Raw genomic sequence first — 16,361 nt, 5'->3', positions numbered from 1 at the left:
GGGCCCTTTCTCAGGAAATTCACAGGTTGGGGCAAGAACGCTCTCAGAGGCACCGGGGAGCGTGTCCGTATGACTGCGACGACCACCTCCCTTGCGTCCACGTCCACCAGCAACCACACGGCTCTGGTACGGCCCGACGGCGGGCCCTGCCGGGTGCTCGTCGTCGACGACGAGGCCTCCCTCTCCGAGCTGCTGTCCATGGCCCTGCGCTACGAAGGTTGCGAGGTCCGCAGCGCCGGCGACGGCGCCGGGGCACTGCGGGCCGCGCGCGACTTCCGCCCTGACGTGGTCGTCCTCGACGTCATGCTCCCCGACATGGACGGTCTCACCGTCCTCGGACAGCTGCGCCGGGAGATCCCCCAAGTTCCCGTCCTGTTCCTGACCGCCAAGGACTCTGTGGAGGACCGCATCGCGGGCCTCACCGCGGGCGGCGACGACTACGTCACCAAGCCCTTCAGCCTGGAAGAGGTCGTGGCCCGGCTGCGCGGCCTGGTGCGGCGTTCGGGTGCGGCGCAGGCGGCGCGCGGCGGCTCCGTGCTGACCGTCGGCGACCTGCGCCTCGACGAGGACAGCCACGAGGTGGTGCGCGGCGGCCAGGACGTCCACCTGACGGCCACCGAGTTCGAGCTGCTGCGCTATCTGATGCGCAACCCGCGGCGCGTGCTGAGCAAGGCGCAGATCCTGGACCGGGTCTGGTCCTACGACTTCGGCGGCCAGGCCAACGTGGTCGAGCTCTACATCTCCTACCTGCGCCGCAAGCTGGAGAGCGGCCTCGGCCTGCCTCCGATGATCCACACCCGGCGCGGCGCCGGCTACCTGATCAAGCCGGCCGAGTAGTGGCACCGCGCAGGATCCGGCGACCGGGCGGGCGCCGGCCCTGGTCACTGCGGACCCGGCTCGTCGTCGCGGCGGTGGCCCTGATCGCCGTCGTGGGAGCGGCCATCGGAACCGTCACCACCCTCGCTCTCCGCTCGTACCTGGTCACCCAGCTCGACGAGCAGCTGGAGACGTCCATGCGGATGGCCGCCCGGGCACCCGGCGGCAAGGCGGCCCGGGAGAACGGCGCGGGCATCGTCATGGCCCCCGGCAGCCCGCTGGACGCCGTGGGGGTTCGCCTGGATCACCATGGCGCGGTCCTCGGGAGCGCCCGCAACACTCGCGGCGAGGGCTGGTCTCCCGACCAGGTGCCGCCGTCCCTCACCGAGGCCCAGAGCACCACCCTCGCCGCGGCCGCCCAGAAGACCGTGCAGGGGTCGCCCGAGCGGGCGGTGGGCGCCGAGTTGCCGGGCCTGGGCGCCTACCGGGTGCTGGCCTCCCCCGACCGGACCGTCGTCCTGGCCTTCCCGCTCAGCGAGGTCAACGCCACTGTCGGAGCTCTGGTCGGGGTCGAGGTCTGCGTCACCCTGGCTGGACTGATCGCCGCTTCGCTCGCCGGGCAGGCCCTGGTGGGCGTCGCCCTGCGCCCGCTGCGCCGGGTCGCGGCCACCGCCACCCGGGTCTCCGAACTGCCCCTGCACAAGGGCGAGCCCGCACTCCACGAACGGGTCCCGGACGCCGAGGCCGACCCCCGCACCGAGGTGGGCCAGGTAGGTGCCGCCATCAACCGGATGCTCGGGCACGTCGCGTCCGCCCTCACGGCCCGTCAGCAGAGTGAGACGCAGGTGCGGCAGTTCGTCGCCGATGCCAGCCACGAGCTGCGCACGCCGCTGGCCTCCATCCGCGGCTACGCCGAACTCACCCGGCGGGGCCGCGAGGAGCCCGGGCCCGACACACGGCACGCCCTGGGCCGGATCGAGTCCGAGGCCACCCGGATGACCGGCTTGGTCGAGGACCTGCTCCTGCTGGCCCGGCTTGACGCCGGGCGTCCGCTGTCCACCGCCGACGCCGAAACCGACCTCGCTCCGCTCGTCATCGACGCCGTCAGCGATGCCCGGGCCGCCGGGCCCGATCACCACTGGCGGCTGAACCTGCCCGAGGAGCCCGCGTCCGTACGCGCCGACGCGGCCCGCATCCAGCAGGTGCTGGTCAATCTGCTCGCCAACGCCCGTACGCACACGCCGCCCGGCACCACCGTCACCGCCCATGTTTCACGTGAAACATCCGCCGTCCGACTGCGCATCGAGGACGACGGGCCCGGCATCGCACCCGAGCTGCTCCCCCGCGTCTTCGAACGCTTCGCCCGTGGTGACGCCTCCCGCTCCCGTGCCGCCGGTTCCACGGGCCTCGGACTGGCCATCGTCCAGGCCGTCGTCACGGCCCACGGCGGCAGCGTCGACGTGCAGAGCGAACCGGGTCGGACCTGCTTCGACGTCGTCCTACCGCTCGACGGGTCCACCGGGGCGGCGGCTGCGGACTCACAGACGGGGCACAGGCTCAGCACACTGAGGTGACAGGAGGCCGCGGGAGTGTCGGAACATGCCAACCGACACCTCTCCCGGGGCCCTTCCGGCACGGGCGCCCCTCGCGCCTGTGCCCGGCGAGCCCGTCCTTGACGTGGTGATCCCAGTCTTCAACGAGGAGAAGGACCTCGGCCCGTGCGTGCGCCGACTGCACGAGCACCTCACCCGGACCTTCCCCTACCCCTTCCGGATCACGGTCGCCGACAACGCGAGCACCGACCGCACCCCCGAGGTCGCGGCCGGGCTCGCCGCGGCGCTGGACGGCGTACGCAGCACCCGTCTGGAGGAGAAGGGCCGGGGCAGGGCCCTGCGTACGGTCTGGTCCGGTTCCGAAGCCCCCGTCCTCGCCTACATGGACGTGGACCTCTCCACCGACCTGAACGCACTGCTGCCGCTGGTGGCCCCCCTGATCTCCGGTCACTCCGACCTCGCCATCGGCACCCGGCTGGCCCGCTCCTCGCGGGTCGTCCGCGGAGCCAAGCGGGAGTTCGTCTCCCGTGCCTACAACCTCCTGCTGCGGTCCTCCCTCGCCGCCCGGTTCAGCGACGCCCAGTGCGGCTTCAAGGCCATCCGGCGCGAGGTCGCCGAGCGACTGCTGCCGCTCGTGGAGGACACCGGCTGGTTCTTCGACACCGAGCTGCTCGTGCTCGCCGAGCGGGCCGGCCTGCGGATCCACGAAGTGCCCGTGGACTGGGTGGACGACCCCGACTCCACCGTGCACATCGTCAAGACCGCCACCGATGACCTCAAGGGCGTCTGGCGCGTCGGCCGGGCGCTGGCCGTCGGAGCGCTCCCACTCGACCGGCTCGCCCGCCCCTTCGGCGACGATCCGCGCGACCGTACCGCGGTGCCCGGGGTGGACGGCGGGCTGGCCCGCCAGCTCATCGGCTTCTGCACCGTCGGAGTCCTCTCCACCCTGCTCTACCTGGTGCTGTACTCCGCCTTCCGGGGCGGGGCCGGCCCCCAGCTGGCCAACGGCGCGGCCCTGCTGCTCTCCGCCGTGGCCAACACGGCGGCCAACCGCCGGCTGACCTTCGGGGTCCGCGGCCGGGCGCGTGCCGTACGCCACCAGGCCCAGGGCCTGGTGGTCTTCGGTATCGGGCTGGCCCTCACCAGCGGTTCCCTCGCCGCCCTCACCGCGGCCACGCCCCATCCCGCGCACGGCACCGAGCTCGCCGTCCTGATCACCGCCAACCTCGCAGCCACCGTGCTGCGCTTCCTGCTCCTGCGCGCATGGGTCTTCCCCGAGCGGCGCGGCACCGATTCCCGCCCGTCTATATCCAAGGAGAGCCGATGACCACGGCAGCAATCCCGATCTTCCCGGCCGCCGTGGCCGGCGCCTCTGTCGCCCGGCCCCGCTGGGAACGGCCCGCCCTCGCCGGCCTGCTGATCGCCACCGCAGTCTTGCTCCTGTGGGACCTGGGCGCCTCCGGCTACGCGAACTCCTTCTACTCGGCAGCGGTGCAGGCCGGCAGCGAGAGCTGGAAGGCCTTCTTCTTCGGCTCCTCCGACGCGGGCAACTCCATCACCGTCGACAAGCCTCCGGCCGCGCTGTGGCCGATGATGCTGTCGGTCCGCCTCTTCGGGCTGGGCTCCTGGCAGATCCTCGCCCCGCAGGCCCTGATGGGCGTGGCGACCACCGGCGTGCTGTACGCCGCCGTACGCCGCCAGTTCGGACCGGGAGCCGCGCTGTTGAGCGGTGCAGCCTTCGCGCTGACACCCGTCGCCGCGCTGATGTTCCGCTTCAACAATCCCGACGCGTTGCTGACCCTGCTGCTCACCGTCACCGTGTACTGCCTGTTGCGGGCCCTCGAAGGGGCGCACACCCGCTGGCTGGTCTGGGCCGGGGTCGCGGTCGGCTTCGCCTTTCTCACCAAGACCCTGCAGGCCTTCGTCATCCTGCCGCCGCTCGCCGTGCTGTACGCGGTCTGCGCGCCCACCGGGCTGCGCCGCAGGCTCGGCCAGCTGCTGCTTGCGGGCGGCGCGATGGTGGTGGCGGGCGGCTGGTGGGTCGCCGTCGTCGAACTGTGGCCCGCCTCCTCCCGTCCCTACATCGGCGGATCGCAGAACAACTCCTTCCTTGAGCTGACGCTCGGCTACAACGGCCTCGGACGGATCAACGGCAACGAGACCGGCAGTGTCGGCGGCGGTGGAGCGGGGGGACCCGGTGGCGCCGGCGGCGGTGGACGCTGGGGAGAGAGCGGCATCGACCGGCTCTTCTCGGGCAACATCGGCGGGCAGATCTCCTGGCTGCTGCCGGCTGCCCTGGTGCTGCTGGTCGCCGGGCTGGTGATCACCTGGCGGGCCCGCCGCACCACCGACTCGGTGGACGGGATGGCCCGCGCGGCCTTCCTGGCCTGGGGCGGCTCGCTGCTGATCACCGCGCTGGTCTTCAGCTACATGCAGGGCATCTTCCACGAGTACTACACCGTCGCACTGGCGCCCTTCGTGGCCGCGCTGATCGGTATGGGCGTCGCCGTGCTGTGGGAGGAACGCGGCAGCACGCCGGCCGCCATCACCCTCTCCGGCACGCTCGCACTGACGGCGATCTGGTCATACGTCCTGCTCGGCCGTGCCACCGACTACCTGCCCTGGCTGCGCTGGGCGGTGCTGGTGGGCGGGCTCGTCGCCGCGGTCGCGCTGCCCTTCGCGGGGCGGGCCGGCCGGCGGATGCTCCAGCTCACCGCGGGAGTCGGGGTGGCGGCGGCCCTGGCCGGGCCGTTCGCGTACTGCATGACCACCGTGAGCACCGGCCACACCGGCTCCATCGTGACCGCCGGACCGGCGGTGGCGGGAAGCCGGGGCGGCCCCGGCGGGATGCCCGGCGGTCCGGGCGCCCCCGGCGGGATGGGGCAGGGCGGTCCGGGCGGCCAGGACGGCGGCCAGCGCGGCGGCGGTACCTGGCCGGGCGGCGGGCAGCAGCCCGGTGGCACGCTGCCGCAGGGCGCGGTACCGCCGGGGCCGGGGCAGGGGCAGGGGCAGGGACAGGGGCAGGACGGTACGCCCGGAGCGGGCGGCCGCGGAGCAGGGCGGCCGGGAGGCGGCCCCGGCGGGACGCAGGGCGGCCGAGGCCCGGGCGGCGCAGGTGGCCTGCTCAACGGCGCCCAGGTCAGTGCCGAGGCCAAGGCGGCCCTCACGGCCGACGCCGAGGACTACACCTGGGCGGCGGCGGCCATCGGTTCGCAGAACGCGGCCAGTTACCAGCTGGCTTCGGGCGTGCCCGTCATGCCGGTCGGAGGCTTCAACGGCAGCGACCCCTCGCCGACCCTGGAGCAGTTCAAGGAGTACGTGCGGGACGGCAGGATCCACTGGTTCATCGGCCAGAGCAGTGGCGCCGCGGGCGCCGGCGAGGACGGCGGACGCCGAGGCGGCGGTCCGGGAGGCCCCGGCGGTGGCACCAGCACGGAGATCGAGAACTGGGTCAAGGCCACGTTCAAGGAGTCCACGGTCGGAGGTGCCACCTTCTACGACCTGACCGCACCGGTGTCCTGACCAAGCGTCATCCGCGGCTGTGTACACGGCCTCCGCCTGTCATCCGGCCCTGGCCGGCGGGGGCCTCTGAGGGTCGGGGGAGATCCCGTGGCATCGGACACCGCTCCCCGTTCCGGCCCGATCGGCGGACCACCCCCTAGCATCAAGAGGGCGGACCGGGCATTCCGGGGCCGGTCCAGCCGTCCCGAGGAGGGTGCCTGCATGGTGACCGCGGCCGATCCGGGAGAGACCCGATCCAGTGTGTGGCTGGTGGCCAGGTCCGGCCCGCCCGGGAGACGCCGCGCCGAAGCACCCTCCGGGCTCGACCGGGACCGGATCACCCATGCCGCCGTGCGGCTGCTCGACGCCGACGGACTCGCCCGGTTCTCGATGCGGCGGCTGGCCTCCGGTCTCGGCGTCACCGCGATGTCCCTGTACTGGTACGTGGACACCAAGCACGACCTGCTCGAACTGGCCCTGGACCGGGTCCTGGGCGAGCTGGCCCTGCCGACGGGGCAGCCGGGGGGCGGCGGGGCAGGCTGGCCGGACGGGCTGAAGGACCTGGCCCTGGGCTACCGGCGGGTGCTGGCGGACCACCCGTGGGTGGCTCCGCTCAGTGCCGCCTACCCGAACATCGGCCCGCACGCGCGGGCCTTCGACGCCGCCCTCCAGCGGCTGATGGACGCCACCGGGCTGATGGGGGCCGCCCGGACCGGCGCCCACCTGGCCGTCCGGCAGTTCCTGCACGGCTGCGGGGGCGCGGTCCGGCGGACGCCCGAGGGCGACTTCTGCCTGGCGCTCGACGTCCTGATCGCGGGCATCCAGGTCCAGGCCACCGCGGCCGGCGTACCGGCCTGAGCACGAGCCCGGCCTGAGCCCGGCCGGAAGCCCGGCCCGGGGCTCGGCGCGAGCCCCGGCCCGAACTGTGCCCGGCCGCGCCCGGGCACAGCCCGCGCACGACCGAGCGCCGCCCGGGAGACGGGGCGGCGCTCGGTGGGAGCAGAGGGGATCAGGCCTTGACGGTGGCGTCCACGACCTCGCCGGCCCTGGCCGCACCGGCGGACGAGGCACCGTCCGAAGCCGCCGCCGGGGTGTGCGCCGCGGGCTTCGACTTCAGGGCGACCTCCTTGATGAACACCACCAGCACCAGTCCGAGAAGCGCGAACGGGGCGGCGTAGAGGAAGACGTCGCCGACGCCGTGCCCGTACGCGGACTCGATGACCTCGCGGATCGGCGCGGGCAGCTTGTCGAGGTCGGGGATCCCGCCGCCGGCGGTGCCGCTCTGGCCCAGGGCCGCGGCCTTCGGGCCGAGGGCGGTGAGCCCCTCCTGGACGTAGTGGGTGACCCGGTGGGCCATGACCGCGCCGAGTGCCGAGACGCCCATGGCGCCGCCGAGGGAGCGGAAGAAGGTGACCACCGAGCTGGCCGCGCCCAGGTCCTCGGGGGCCACCTGGTTCTGGGTGGCGAGGACCAGGTTCTGCATCATCATGCCGAGACCGAGGCCGGTCACCGCCATGTAGACCGCGATGTGCCAGTACGGGGTGTCGTACCGCAGGGTGCCGAGCAGCCCCAGCCCGGCCGTCAGCAGCACACCGCCCGAGACGAGCCAGGCCTTCCACTTGCCGGTCTTGGTGATCACCTGACCGGAAACGGTGGAGGAGACGAAGAGCCCGCCGATCATCGGAATCGTCAGGATTCCGGACATCGTGGGGGACTCGCCCCGGGCCAGCTGGAAGAACTGGCTGAAGAACACGGTCCCCGAGAACATCGCGATGCCCACGAAGAGGGAGGCCATCGAGGCGAGGGTGATGGTCTTGTTCCGGAAGAGCCGCAGCGGGATGATCGGGTCGCTCGCACGGGACTCGACGAGGACGAAGAGCAGTCCGAGGACCACCGAGCCGCCCGTCATCGCCCAGGTCTGCCAGGAGATCCACTCGTAGGAGTCGCCGGCCTGGGTGACCCAGATCAGCAGCAGGGACACGGCGCCGCTGATCAGGAAGGCGCCCAGCCAGTCGACCTTGACATCCCGCCGCACGACCGGCAGCCGCAGGGTCTTCTGGAGGACGATCAGCGCGATGATCGCGAAGGGCACGCCGACGTAGAAGCACCAGCGCCAGCCCAGCCACTCCGTGTCGGTGATGACACCGCCCAGCAGCGGGCCGCCGACGGTGGCGACCGCGAAGACCGCGCCGAGGTAACCGCTGTACCGGCCGCGCTCGCGCGGGGAGATCATCGCGGCCATCACGATCTGGGCGAGGGCCGAGAGGCCGCCGACGCCGATGCCCTGGACCACGCGGCAGGCGATCAGCGTGCCGGTGTTCTGGGACATGCCCGCGACCACGGACCCGAGGACGTAGATCGCCAGGGATATCTGGACCAGCAGCTTCTTGCTGAAGAGGTCGGACAGCTTGCCCCACAGCGGGGTGGCCGCCGTCATGGACAGCAGGGCGGCGGTGACCACCCAGGTGTAGGAGGACTGGGTCCCGCCGAGGTCGCTGATGATCTGGGGCAGGGCGTTGGAAACGATCGTGGAGGACAGGATCGCCACGAACATGCCGAGCATGAGCCCGGACAGCGCCTTCATGATCTGCGAATGGGTCATGTCCACGGATGCGGACACGGGGCCGGTGGTCGTCTCCGACTGGGCCATGTCTTTCCTTCCTCTAGAAGCTCGATCGGAGTCGGGCCAGCAGGGTGTTGAGTACGTCGATGTCCTGGGCGGACCAGTCGTGGAGGGCTCTTTCCAGGGCGGCCGTGTACCGGGCGCCGATCTCGGCGAGCAGCGCCCGTCCGGCCGGGGTGAGCCGCAGGATGCGGCAGCGTCCGTCGCCCGGGTCCGGCTCGCGCTCGATCCAGCCGCGGGCGGTGATGTGGGTGACGTGCCGGCTGGTGACCGAGATGTCGACGGCCATGAGGTCGGACAGCCGGCTCAGCCGCATCTCTCCGTGCCGGTCGAGCACGGTGAGCACGGCAGCGGCGCCCGGCGGGCAGTCCGGGGGCAGATTGCGGGCGAGTTCCCGCTTGACCGCGCCGATCCCGGTCAGCCGGCGGGCCAGTTCCTCGTGCGGAGTGGTCCGCGTCGTCTGCGTTGTCTGCGTCGGCATCGAGCACCCTCCCATCTTGTTGCTTGAGGCAACCATAGAAGCCAATGGTTGCTACAGGCAAATTAATCTGGAGGCGGGGCGGTAAAGGAATCGGAAAACCGGCTAGGGTCCTGCTCCATGGCTGACAACCACAACTCACAGGCACCCGAGGGCAACTACGACCCGGCGGGCAGCACCCAGATGTTCCGGGCCTTCGTCGAGGAGGCTGCGCCGGCTCGGCAGGCGGGCCCCGGGGCGCGCCAGCAGCGTCGCGCCGAGCAGGGGGCGGCCAAGTCGTCCGGCCAGGCCGTGAAGATCGGGCTGGCTCTCGCGCTCGTGCTCGTGATCGGCGCGGTCGCCTGGGTCGTCATGCGCTGAGGTCGCCCCCCGGGCCGAGGCCCTGGCCCGCGCTGGGATCGCGGGTCGTGGTGAGGTCGCGGGCCGCGCCGAGGGGGGCCGAAGCGGCAGCGGGCGCCGAAGGTGCCGGGCTCCGGGTGCCAGGGCGGCTCAGCTCCAGGTCGCGGTGACCTTCCGGGTGTCCACGTGCATGCCCAGCGGCACCCGCCAGGCCTCCAGGCACACCGTGTAGGTCTGCGTCTTCGATGCCCCGCCCGCGATGGGCGCGGGTAGTGCCTGGGTCGTGGTGATCGTGGCCCAGTCGATGCCGAGGGCGCCGATGACGTGCGTCGCGAAGCTGACCGTGCCCGAACGGGCGGCGGTGGTGCCGGTGTTGGTGAAGGTCACGGTGACCCGCTCGCACCGGCGGTCGGCCGTGGCGGACCGGGTCGGCGCGGACAGCGCCAGCCGGGCCGGGGTGGCGGGCGGCGCCGGAGGCGTCGTACCGGGCGGGCTCGGAGGCCCGGTGGGGCCCGTCGGGGCGGTGGGGTCGGCGGGGTTCGCCGGTGTGGCCGGGCCGCCGGGTGTGGCGGGCCCTCCTGGTGTGGCCGGCCCCCCGGCTGTACCAGGGGTGCGGCCTGCTCCGGCGGTGGTATCGGGAGCGCCGACGGAGCCGCTGGGCGCGGTGGCCGTCGCCCCACCCGTCATGCGGCTGCCTGCGGTACCCGATCCGGCGGGGCCGGCCTGCGTACGGCGCGGCGAGGCGGATCCGCCCGCCGCGGGCGGATCGCCGAGCTGGTGGAAATCCACGCCGTCCTGCGGGGCGACGTTCTCCCCCGCGCCCCGTTCGGGGCCCGGGGCGGCGGCGCCCACGGCGGAGAAGCCCTCGCGCGCCGGGCCGCCGCAGCCGGTGAGGCCGCCGACGGCCGTGCAGCACAGGGTGAGCAGTGCGGTGGCCGCCCGCGATCCCTTTCGCATCGCGCCAGTGTTCCTGACGGATCGTCAATTGTGAAGCGGTCGGCACCTGATCGCCTCGTGGGCGTCCCGACGGAGGCAACGGGGTCCGCGGGCCCGCGGACCCCGTTGCCTCCGCGGGCTCAGTCCCCGATGAGGCCCACGCGCAGCTGCGCGAGCGTGCGCGTCAGCAGCCGGGAGACGTGCATCTGGGAGATGCCGACCTCCTCGCCGATCTGCGACTGCGTCATGTTCGCGAAGAAGCGCAGCATGATGATCTGCCGTTCCCGGGGCGGGAGTTTGGCGAGCAGCGGCTTCAGGGACTCGCGATACTCGACCCCCTCCAGCGCGGTGTCCTCGTAGCCGAGGCGGTCCGCGAGCGAGCCTTCGCCACCTTCGTCCTCCGGGGAGGGCGAGTCGAGCGAGGAGGCCGTGTAGGCGTTTCCGACGGCGAGGCCGTCGACGACGTCCTCCTCGCTGACCCCGAGCACGGCGGCGAGTTCCGGCACGGTGGGCGAGCGGTCCAGCTTCTGTGCGAGCTCGTCGCTGGCCTTGGTCAGTGCCAGGCGCAGTTCCTGGAGCCGGCGCGGGACGCGCACGGACCAGGAGGTGTCCCTAAAGAATCGTTTGATCTCGCCCACGACGGTCGGCATGGCGAACGTCGGGAATTCCACGCCGCGTTCGCAGTCGAACCGGTCGATGGCCTTGATCAGCCCGATGGTGCCGACCTGGACGATGTCCTCCATCGGCTCGTTGCGGCTGCGGAAGCGGGCGGCGGCGTACCGCACGAGGGGCAGGTTCAGCTCGATCAGGGTGTCGCGTACGTACGCCCGTTCCGGGCTGTCCGCGTCCAGGGTGGCGAGTCGCTGGAAGAGCGAGCGGGAGAGGGTGCGGGTGTCGATGGCTTCCGAGCGTTCGGACACTGCCGGCGGAGCCACGGGCTTTACGAGCGTGAGCACCTTGGAGCTGCCCTGGTCTACGGACATGCCACCCCCTTGAGGTCGCGGACGGTCGCGTGCGGCGCGCCCGTCGGAGGAACGCAGCTTCCACCTGAATACCGGAGGCGGGGCCGCGGCAAACGCGGTTCACGCAGAATGTCACATGTCGGCAACACGCTGTAGCGCCATGTCGACATATAGCTCCGACGACAGAAGGGGGCAGAACGTGATCAGCCCGTTCTGTCGGGAAACAGGTGATTGCTGTACACCCGTTCTGATTACGCTTCGATCCTGTTTGCGGATCGCAGTCGGGCGAAGCTCCGGGCGAGCAGCCGTGAGACGTGCATCTGGGAGACGCCGAGCTCCGCACTGATCTGTGACTGCGTCAGATTGTTGTAGTACCGCAGGAGCAGGATCCGCTGCTCGCGTTCGGGCAGTTGTACGAGGAGGTGGCGGACGAGGTCGCGGTGCTCGACCCCGGCCAGCTCCGGGTCCTCGTAGCCGAGCCGGTCCAGCAGCCCGGGCATGCCGTCGCCCTCCTGGGCGGCCTCCAGCGAGGTCGCGTGGTAGCTGCGCCCGGCCTCGATGCAGGACAGCACCTCGTCCTCGGTGATGCGCAGCCGTTCGGCGATCTCGGCCGTGGTCGGGGTTCGGCCGTGGAGGGTGGTGAGGTCCTCGGTGGCGGCGTTGACCTGCACCCACAGCTCGTGGAGGCGGCGCGGCACGTGGACGGTGCGGACGTTGTCGCGGAAGTAGCGTTTGATCTCGCCCACGACCGTCGGCATCGCGAAGGTCGGGAACTGCACTCCGCGGTCCGGGTCGAAGCGGTCGATGGCGTTGATCAGCCCGATGGTCCCGACCTGGACCACGTCCTCCATCGGCTCGTTGCGGCTGCGGAAGCGGGCGGCCGCGTACCGGACCAGCGGGAGGTTCGCCTCGATCAGGGCCCCGCGGACCCGGGCGTGCTCGCTGCTGCCCGGCTGGAGGTCCTTCAGCTGGCCGAACAGGACCTGGGTGAGGGCCCGGGTGTCCGCGCCCCGGCTCGCGGGTCTCGGGGTCGCAGGGAGCTCCTCGGGCGGCTGCGCCTGACGGGTCCCGGTGCGGGGTTCCTGCTGGGGTGGTACCTGGGGGTCCTGCTGGGGCGGCACTTGAGGCGCAGTACTGGCCGGCACGGTCACGCCACCCCTTCAGTCAATTCATCCGTCAAAAGCGGTCATAGCATCACAAGAGATGTGCACTGTGTGCAAGCACCGTATATCGCCGTGTTGAGGGCAAGTTGGGCATATCGGGGCATTATGCCTGGTGGTGGGTACGTGAAAGCCCCCCACCCGTCGAGTGGGGGGCCGGAAGTCCGGGAACCGCTTCGGCGTACGGGTCAGCGCACCAGTTCGGTTATGAACTCGCCGATGCCCGAGGCGGCATCCGATATCCCCTGGAAGCCTATTCCGACGATCTCGGCGGCTCGCTTCGGTTGGGTGATGATCACGAAGAGGGCGAACACGGTGAGGGCACCCGTGATGAGCTTCCTGGTGTCCACGTGCGGGCGGCCTCCCCAACCGGTCCTTGCGAGTCGGGTGAGTCTAACCGGTCAGGTTTGGGCACTCACCTGTCCTTTAAGGACCAATGACCCGGTTTTCCGGGTCTTTCGCCGGTCGGTCGGCGGTCGTGGCGGCCGCAGGATTGAGGTGAGCCCACCGGTTCTGGCAGGAAACCGGAGGGTGAGGGACAGGGCCCCACTGCGGGGTCCGGGCCGCGGGCTTCCCCCCCCTGACTGCGGCCCGGGCCGGCGGGCCCGTCCTCGTCGGGGGAAGCGGCTTGTCCCCATGACGCCACTTCCCCCGTCCGAACGCGTCGAAGGCCCCGACCCCGGTCGGGGCCTTCTTCGTGTCCGCCCGCGCGGCCGCGGGCTACTGGATGGCGCCGGCCAGGTCGGTGAGGGGCTGCACCGGGGCGATCACCGGTGCCAGTTGGTTGGGCAGGTCCGCCAGCGCGTTGAGCCCGTTCGCGCCGTCGCCGACCTTTCCGACCACCTCCTGCACGGAGGCGGGCTGGGCCCCCGCGGGCATCCCGGGCGAGGGGATCGGCACGTCCGGAAGGGAGAGGGGGGAGATCGGGGCCGTGTCCGCGGACGCGGCGGGTGCGGCGAGGCCCGCGGCGGCCCCCGCGAGGGCGAAGGCGGCGAGGATGCGCTGGGTCTTGGTCATGCCGTGACAACGGCCGAGGGGGCGGGCGGTCACGCCGCTGTCCTCCGGAGGGCCGATCGGGGGCGCCCCCGCCTGTGTCCCTCCCCGTACGTATTCCGGTCGGCCCGGTGCGTGCGCCCCCCGAGCGGCCCGGAAATACACCGACGCCCTGGAAGTACGCCGAGAGCCCCGACCCTTGCGGGGCGGGGCTCTCGGTCGAAGCGGTAGTGGAGGGATTTGAACCCCCGATGGGTTGCCCCATACTCGCTTTCGAGGCGAGCTCCTTCGGCCACTCGGACACACTACCGAGATGGATCCTAGCCTAAGGAACCCCATCCGCCGAAATCGGTGGGCCCGGCGGTGTCCCGGGGGCGTTTCGGAGGCCGTCAGGAGGCTGTCAGGGGCCGGTGGGGCGAGGCTTCACAGGTCGCGGAAGAAGTCCGTCAGCTGCCGCGCGCACTCGTCGCCCAGCACACCGCGCACCACCTCCGGCCGGTGGTTGAGCCTGCGGTCGCGGACGAGGTCCCACAGCGAGCCGGCGGCTCCGGCCTTCTCGTCGTCCGCGCCGTAGACGACCCTGGCGACGCGTGCCTGAACGAGCGCGCCCGCGCACATCACGCACGGCTCCAGGGTGACCACGAGGGTGCACCCGGGAAGCCGCCATTCCCCGAGCCGGGCGGCGGCCCGGCGCAGCGCCAGGACCTCGGCGTGCGCCGTGGGGTCGCCGCTCGCCTCGCGTTCGTTGTGTCCGGTGGCGAGGATCTCCCCGCCCGGGCCCAGCACGACGGCGCCGACCGGCACGTCGCCGGCCGGCACCGCCCGGGCGGCCTCCTGGAGCGCCAGGCGCATGGAGGTCCGCCACGGGTCCCGTACGGGATCGACGGGATCGGTGGTGTCGGTGCCGAGCACTAGCGGACGGCCTCCAGGACCTCGGTGGCGCCGAGGGACTCGGCGATCTCGGAGAGGGCGTCCCCGTCCAGTGTCATCAGCTGCTTGTTGGTCACCCCGAGGTCGTCCAGCAGCCGGGGGTCGCCGAGCGGACCGGCCGGTGCCGGCTCGGAACCGGCCCCTCGCTCCCCGTCCTCGCCGGTGTCCTCGTCCGTGAACCCGGCGATGGATTCCTCCTCGCCGTCCTCGGTGCCGTCCAGGTCCAGTTCGTCGAGTTCGTCGTCCTCCTCGTCGCTGCCCAGCAGCTCTTTGGTCAGCATCGAGCCGTAGGAGCTGCGGGCGGCCGCGGCGGCGTTCGACACGAAGTACCGCGGGTCCTCCTCGCCGTCCACGCGGACGACGCCGAACCAGGCGTCCTCCTCCTCGATGAGGGCGACCACCGTGTCGTCGTCGACAGCGGCGGAACGGGCGAGATCGATCAGATCACTGAGGGACTCGACGTCGTCGAGTTCCATGTCGCTCGCTTCCCACCCGTCTTCGGTGCGCGCGAGCAGTGCGGCGAAATACACCGTGACTCTCCCACTGGTCTTAGGCGTGCCGGTTGGAGGTCCCCCCGGCCGGAGGTTGGAGCGGAACGGCCGTGCTGCTCGCCGCCCTGCCCCGCCCAATCGGCATCGTGGCAGAAACGGCGGCGTTGCGAGAGGTCTTCCGCGCTTGCGTCGTGCCGCGCCGTTCCGCGCCGCGCCCCGCCGGGCCGTGTGCGGGGCCCCTGTGCCGGGGCGTGCCGGGGTGGCGCAGGCGGCGCCGGTCGCCGGGCGGGTCGCCCGTGTCGGGCCCGGCCCACCCGGGTGATCCGGCCGGGATCACCAGCGGAAAGTGCGCATACGCATCTGCTGGCGCATACGGGCCGCACGGGCGCGGCGGGGCTGTACGCGATCGCGCAGGGCGCGGGCCTCCATCAGGTCGCGCAGGAACTGCGCGCGGCGCGCTCGGCGCTGCGCCGCGGTCTCCGGAGTGTCGTCGCTCGGCTGCGTGTCGGGCATCGGCCACCACCCTGGGCTGGTCGGTCGTTTCCCCCTGCACCCACCTTCCCCCGGACCGGGGGTTTGATGCCACCCCTGTGCAGGTCAGGCCTCGTCCCTGAGCGTCGGGACGATCGCGACCGGGCCGTGCGCATGGTGGAGTACGGCATGGGCCACCGAGCCGATCTGCAGGGACATGGCGGTGCGCCTGGGGTGGTGGCGGCCGACCACCACCAGGGCCGCCGACCGGGAGGCGTCGACGAGCCGGCCCGCCGGGTCCCCGGGGACGGCGGCCTGCTCGACGGGGACGTCCGGGAAGCGCGCGCGCAGCGGCTCCAACCGCTGCGCCTGCGAGCGGAGCATCTCCCGTTCGGCCGGTACGCCGTCCCCACCGTCGGCGAGTCCCTCCGGCGGGACCACCTCGAAGGGCCGGTCGATCACCAGGGCCGGCGCGGGCGGGACGGCGTAGGCGGAGACCACCTGGACGGTGGTCCCCCGCACGGCCGCCTCCGCGAAGGCGAAGGACAGTACGTCGTCGGGGGTCTCGGCGGCGTGCAGCCCGAGCACCACGCGTCCGGCGGACGCCTCGGAGGCGGCCCCGGCATCGCGCTCGGCGTGCGGGACCACCACCACGGGGCACGGGGCGGTCGAGGCCACCGCCCTGCTGCTCGACCCGAGCAGCAGGCTGGCGAACCCGCCGCGGCCCCGCGAGCCCATCACGAGCATCAGGGCGCCCGCACCGATCACCCGCAGCGCCTCGGGGACGGAGCCCTCCAGGGACTCGTACCGGACCCCGTCCGGCAGCGCGGCGCCCTCGCCGAGCACGCTCCTGACCCAGTCGTGCACCGGGTCGGGGTACTCCTGCGGTTCGGAGGCGTCGTGCAGGGACGCCCGGCGGCCCGCGTACAACTGGGCATGATCGGGCAGTACGTGGGCGACGAGAAGCCCGGTAGCGTGCCGCAGGGCGGCGCCCCGCGCCCACTGGAGGGCCTTGAGGCTGTGCTCGGACCCGTCGACGGCTGCGATCACCAGTGCGTTGCTCACCCGTCCAGCGTGCTGGGCGTCCGGGCGGGTCGCATCCGCAGGC

Annotated in this window: 16 protein-coding genes, 1 tRNA gene and 1 pseudogene; 6 read left to right on the top strand and 12 right to left on the bottom strand. The window is 72.4% G+C overall.

Annotated elements, in window-relative coordinates; all coding sequences use genetic code 11:
* The first annotated feature begins 69 nt into the window (after window positions 1-69).
* The 5 genes from R4Z63_RS15140 (at window position 70) to R4Z63_RS15120 (ending at window position 6,728) form a co-directional block, all read left to right on the top strand.
* Window positions 70-837, top strand: coding sequence for a response regulator transcription factor (locus R4Z63_RS15140; RefSeq protein ID WP_037920160.1), 768 nt, complete (start codon window positions 70-72; stop codon window positions 835-837).
* Window positions 837-2,390 carry a sensor histidine kinase gene (locus R4Z63_RS15135; RefSeq protein WP_384445755.1) on the top strand — a complete coding sequence of 518 codons (1,554 nt, stop codon included), beginning with the start codon at window positions 837-839 and terminating at the stop codon, window positions 2,388-2,390. Before R4Z63_RS15140 ends, R4Z63_RS15135 begins: the two co-directional genes overlap by 1 nt.
* A 25-nt stretch (window positions 2,391-2,415) precedes the next feature.
* A complete protein-coding gene (locus tag R4Z63_RS15130; protein ID WP_384445753.1) occupies window positions 2,416-3,696 on the top strand; it encodes a bifunctional glycosyltransferase family 2/GtrA family protein in 1,281 nt (426 codons plus the stop codon).
* Window positions 3,693-5,891: an ArnT family glycosyltransferase gene (locus tag R4Z63_RS15125; protein WP_384445751.1), complete on the top strand. Its 2,199-nt coding sequence runs from the start codon at window positions 3,693-3,695 to the stop codon at window positions 5,889-5,891. Before R4Z63_RS15130 ends, R4Z63_RS15125 begins: the two co-directional genes overlap by 4 nt.
* Before the next feature lie 201 nt (window positions 5,892-6,092).
* A complete protein-coding gene (locus tag R4Z63_RS15120) occupies window positions 6,093-6,728 on the top strand; it encodes a TetR/AcrR family transcriptional regulator (RefSeq protein WP_384445749.1) in 636 nt (211 codons plus the stop codon).
* Between the two features lie 190 nt (window positions 6,729-6,918).
* On the opposite strand, the pseudogene R4Z63_RS15115 reads toward R4Z63_RS15120, so the two are convergent.
* A pseudogene (locus R4Z63_RS15115) lies at window positions 6,919-8,472 on the bottom strand (MDR family MFS transporter); the annotation flags it as partial.
* Between the two features lie 61 nt (window positions 8,473-8,533).
* The gene (locus R4Z63_RS15110) at window positions 8,534-8,974 is read right to left on the bottom strand and encodes a MarR family winged helix-turn-helix transcriptional regulator (protein WP_052030341.1); all 441 of its coding nucleotides are present in this window, start codon (window positions 8,972-8,974) and stop codon (window positions 8,534-8,536) included.
* A 117-nt stretch (window positions 8,975-9,091) separates the two neighbouring features.
* On the opposite strand from R4Z63_RS15110, the gene R4Z63_RS15105 reads away from it, so the two are divergent.
* Window positions 9,092-9,331, top strand: a complete 240-nt coding sequence (locus R4Z63_RS15105; RefSeq protein WP_384445745.1) for a hypothetical protein — start codon at window positions 9,092-9,094, stop codon at window positions 9,329-9,331.
* A 129-nt stretch (window positions 9,332-9,460) separates the two neighbouring features.
* On the opposite strand, the gene R4Z63_RS15100 is transcribed toward R4Z63_RS15105, so the two are convergent.
* From R4Z63_RS15100 to R4Z63_RS15055, 10 genes are all read right to left on the bottom strand, one after another.
* Window positions 9,461-10,267 carry a hypothetical protein gene (locus tag R4Z63_RS15100; protein ID WP_384445743.1) on the bottom strand — a complete coding sequence of 269 codons (807 nt, stop codon included), beginning with the start codon at window positions 10,265-10,267 and terminating at the stop codon, window positions 9,461-9,463.
* A gap of 119 nt (window positions 10,268-10,386) precedes the next feature.
* Entirely contained in the window at window positions 10,387-11,229 is an 843-nt protein-coding gene (locus R4Z63_RS15095) for an RNA polymerase sigma factor SigF (RefSeq protein ID WP_037920144.1), read from the bottom strand.
* Window positions 11,230-11,459: 230 nt separating this feature from the next.
* Window positions 11,460-12,353, bottom strand: a complete 894-nt coding sequence (locus R4Z63_RS15090; RefSeq protein WP_384445741.1) for an RNA polymerase sigma factor SigF — start codon at window positions 12,351-12,353, stop codon at window positions 11,460-11,462.
* Between the two features lie 203 nt (window positions 12,354-12,556).
* On the bottom strand, window positions 12,557-12,718 hold the full coding sequence (locus R4Z63_RS15085; protein ID WP_172671302.1) for a hypothetical protein: 162 nt from the start codon (window positions 12,716-12,718) through the stop codon (window positions 12,557-12,559).
* A 370-nt stretch (window positions 12,719-13,088) separates the two neighbouring features.
* Window positions 13,089-13,418, bottom strand: a complete 330-nt coding sequence (locus R4Z63_RS15080; RefSeq protein WP_037920143.1) for a hypothetical protein — start codon at window positions 13,416-13,418, stop codon at window positions 13,089-13,091.
* A 168-nt stretch (window positions 13,419-13,586) separates the two neighbouring features.
* Window positions 13,587-13,671, bottom strand: a tRNA-Ser gene (locus tag R4Z63_RS15075).
* Window positions 13,672-13,784: 113 nt separating this feature from the next.
* A complete protein-coding gene (gene tadA / locus R4Z63_RS15070; RefSeq protein ID WP_052030466.1) occupies window positions 13,785-14,213 on the bottom strand; it encodes a tRNA adenosine(34) deaminase TadA in 429 nt (142 codons plus the stop codon).
* A gap of 59 nt (window positions 14,214-14,272) precedes the next feature.
* Window positions 14,273-14,821 (bottom strand): tRNA adenosine deaminase-associated protein, encoded by a 549-nt coding sequence (locus R4Z63_RS15065; protein ID WP_037920141.1) that lies wholly within the window; start codon window positions 14,819-14,821, stop codon window positions 14,273-14,275.
* 294 nt (window positions 14,822-15,115) lie between these two features.
* Complete coding sequence (locus R4Z63_RS15060) at window positions 15,116-15,295, bottom strand: hypothetical protein (protein ID WP_030647083.1); 180 nt, start codon at window positions 15,293-15,295, stop codon at window positions 15,116-15,118.
* A gap of 84 nt (window positions 15,296-15,379) precedes the next feature.
* Window positions 15,380-16,318, bottom strand: a complete 939-nt coding sequence (locus R4Z63_RS15055; RefSeq protein ID WP_384445738.1) for a universal stress protein — start codon at window positions 16,316-16,318, stop codon at window positions 15,380-15,382.
* Window positions 16,319-16,361 lie beyond the last annotated feature (43 nt).

Source organism: Streptomyces sp. PL-29 (genome assembly GCF_058344425.1).
The sequence above is the reverse complement of the archived record's forward strand: the minus strand, read 5'-3'. Positions and strand labels throughout refer to the sequence as shown.

Excerpts from the sequence above, each read along its gene's own strand:
- R4Z63_RS15140 (WP_037920160.1), top strand. The coding sequence starts at position 70 with ATGACTGCGACGACCACCTCCCTTGCGTCCACGTCCACCAGCAACCAC.
- R4Z63_RS15130 (WP_384445753.1), top strand. The coding sequence starts at position 2,416 with ATGCCAACCGACACCTCTCCCGGGGCCCTTCCGGCACGGGCGCCCCTC.
- R4Z63_RS15125 (WP_384445751.1), top strand. The coding sequence starts at position 3,693 with ATGACCACGGCAGCAATCCCGATCTTCCCGGCCGCCGTGGCCGGCGCC.
- R4Z63_RS15120 (WP_384445749.1), top strand. The coding sequence starts at position 6,093 with ATGGTGACCGCGGCCGATCCGGGAGAGACCCGATCCAGTGTGTGGCTG.
- R4Z63_RS15110 (WP_052030341.1), bottom strand. The coding sequence starts at position 8,974 with ATGCCGACGCAGACAACGCAGACGACGCGGACCACTCCGCACGAGGAA.
- R4Z63_RS15105 (WP_384445745.1), top strand. The coding sequence starts at position 9,092 with ATGGCTGACAACCACAACTCACAGGCACCCGAGGGCAACTACGACCCG.
- R4Z63_RS15100 (WP_384445743.1), bottom strand. The coding sequence starts at position 10,267 with ATGCGAAAGGGATCGCGGGCGGCCACCGCACTGCTCACCCTGTGCTGC.
- R4Z63_RS15095 (WP_037920144.1), bottom strand. The coding sequence starts at position 11,229 with ATGTCCGTAGACCAGGGCAGCTCCAAGGTGCTCACGCTCGTAAAGCCC.
- tadA (WP_052030466.1), bottom strand. The coding sequence starts at position 14,213 with ATGCGCCTGGCGCTCCAGGAGGCCGCCCGGGCGGTGCCGGCCGGCGAC.
- R4Z63_RS15060 (WP_030647083.1), bottom strand. The coding sequence starts at position 15,295 with ATGCCCGACACGCAGCCGAGCGACGACACTCCGGAGACCGCGGCGCAG.